The organism is Arhodomonas sp. KWT (assembly GCF_010993615.1).
This window is the reverse complement of record NZ_WNXE01001153.1, coordinates 1-510: the sequence shown is the minus strand read 5'-3', so window position 1 is coordinate 510 and position 510 is coordinate 1. Positions and strand designations below refer to the sequence as shown.

The window sequence follows — 510 nt, the reverse complement described above, 5'->3', positions numbered from 1 at the left end:
ACCTTCCTGGTGTTCTCCGATTACGCCCGCAATGCCGTGCGCATGGCCGCGCTGATGAAGCAGCGCAACGTGTTCGTTTTCACCCACGACTCCATCGGCCTGGGTGAGGACGGCCCGACCCATCAGCCCGTCGAGCACCTGGCGAGCCTGCGTCTGATCCCGAACCTGGCGGTGTGGCGCCCCTGCGACGTGCCCGAGACCATGGCCGCGTGGCAGGCGGCGCTGGAGCGCACCGACGGGCCTTCCGCGCTGGCGCTCTCGCGCCAGAAGACCGCGCACCAGCCCCGGGATGCCGGCCAGCTCGCCGATATCCGGCGCGGCGGCTATGTCCTGCGCGACTGCGCCGGCACGCCGGAGGCGATCCTCGTCGCCAGCGGCTCCGAGGTCGAGCTGGCGACGGCCGCCGCGGCGCGCCTGGCCGAGGAGGGCCGCCGTGTGCGGGTGGTCTCCATGCCGTGCATGGACCTCTTCCTGGCCCAGCCGGCGGACTACCGCGAGACGGTCCTGCCG

Annotated in this window: 1 protein-coding gene; it reads left to right on the top strand. The window is 72.5% G+C overall.

Annotation, left to right across the window (positions count from 1 at the left end; all coding sequences use genetic code 11):
* A partial coding sequence (locus G7A99_RS24675) for a transketolase C-terminal domain-containing protein (protein ID WP_305792385.1) occupies positions 1-510 on the top strand: 510 nt, incomplete at both ends.